The organism is Desulfovibrio desulfuricans DSM 642 (assembly GCF_000420465.1).
In the GTDB taxonomy this organism is placed as follows: domain Bacteria; phylum Desulfobacterota; class Desulfovibrionia; order Desulfovibrionales; family Desulfovibrionaceae; genus Desulfovibrio; species Desulfovibrio desulfuricans.
Genome location: NZ_ATUZ01000012.1, coordinates 1 through 1,667, shown reverse-complemented (window position 1 = coordinate 1,667; position 1,667 = coordinate 1). Strand labels below are relative to the sequence as shown.

The window sequence follows — 1,667 nt, the reverse complement described above, 5'->3', positions numbered from 1 at the left end:
CCATGCCGCGAGTGGTCGAGTGAGGCGAGAGGCATCCATGCCGCGAGTGGTCGAGTGAGGCGAGAGGCATTTTCTTTGGATTTTGGGGTCGAGGGGAAACCCCTCGCGAACGCCAAACCCAAAGGGTTTGTATAGTGAGTATACAAACCTCCCCTTCGGTGAGCGTTTTTGGGGTCTCCAGGGGGGCTTTCGCCCCACCCTGGACTGTTCATTTTAAACATGATGAGGAATGCCACCCCCCTGCTACTTCTTACTTCAGGAGTGACGTGAGCGATCTTTTTTTTGAGCCTCAGGCGGTGGAGCGGAATCTTTTTTTATGACACTCTCCACTGTCGAGAGGAGAGCTTGCGTTCCAATTTCAGAGGCACGCTTCATCGCTTCATCTGCTAAGTGTGCATACCGTTGTGTCATGAGCGGGCTTTCATGCGTCAGCAGTTTCTGCAAGGTGTACATATCCACCTGTCCACTTGATGCCAATCTGCTTGCAAAGTTGTGCCGTAGGCCGTGGATAGGTCGAAAGTCTTTTGGCAGTTGAGCGCGTTCTTTTACTCGCCGAGCAATGCGGCGGAAGTCTTTCCTCTGGTTGCCATCTTTGCCGGGAAATACAAACACGCTTGTCCGATCTATTGATTGAAGGACAGTCCTTGCTGCACTGCTCATAGGGATATGCTCGGTCTTGCCCTTCTTTGCAACCTCACCTCGTAGCGTAATAATCCCTCGATCAAAGTCACAATCATTCCATTGAAGAGCGAGGAGAGCGCCTTTGCGTATGCCTGTTACCAGAGCTAGGCGAAGCAGGGCAGCAGCGTTTTGATCAGGCTCGTTATCTAATGCTGTCATGAATCGTGCAAGCTCGTCATCTGTCAGAACTTCAGTTTTGACATTATCGATTTTCATTGTTTTGAATTGCAACTTTGAAGGGTCTATCGGATGGCAATGTCCGTGAAGAACGCCAAAATTAATTATTGCCCGGAGAATGACAATAATCCTCTGGATGGAAGCTGGCGCACTGCCAGCACTCGACATTTCGTATTTCATCCGTTCAATGTCAGGTGTGGAGATATCTTCTGGTAACAATTCGCCAAATCTAAATTTTAAATGCTTGTTATATTTTGAAATATCGCGCTTGGGGTCTGCGTGTCCTTCCTTGTATAATTCCCACAATTTATTGATGGTCATTCGGCCTGCTGCTTGACACCGCGCTTGTTCTTCGAGAAACCTTCGCTCTGTGTTTGGCAAAGATTTTCCACTTATTCTGTCAGCGCGAATAATTGCCGCTCTTGCAGCCGTCATTCCTCCCGAAGATTTTCCAACGGGTTCCTTGATCAGCTTTGAAGTGCGCCCCCCTTGCCTGTACATAATGTAAAAAATTTTTTCGCCATGTGAATCAATGTGAATGTACACGCCTGGGTATTTGGGGACTTTTTGCATGGTAACTCCGTGGTAACACCTATGGTAACACGCAAGATAGAAATAGATGGTAAATGATAGTAAATCAAGTGGGGCAATTTTTAAATTTATCCAATAATTTCAGCAAAAATAGTATTAGATAGTAATCCCAAGTAATGTTGTGCATCGCCTTCGCAAGGCGGGGGTCGAGGGTTCAAATCCCTTCTTCTCCACCACAATATCAAGGGGTTACCTGATTACAGGTGACCCCTTCTTGT

General features: G+C 47.2%; 1 protein-coding gene. It reads right to left on the bottom strand.

Going from position 1 to position 1,667, the window contains the following annotated elements:
• Positions 1-255 precede the first annotated feature (255 nt).
• Positions 256-1,431: a tyrosine-type recombinase/integrase gene (locus tag G449_RS16130; RefSeq protein ID WP_022658318.1), complete on the bottom strand. Its 1,176-nt coding sequence runs from the start codon at positions 1,429-1,431 to the stop codon at positions 256-258.
• Positions 1,432-1,667: the final 236 nt, after the last annotated feature.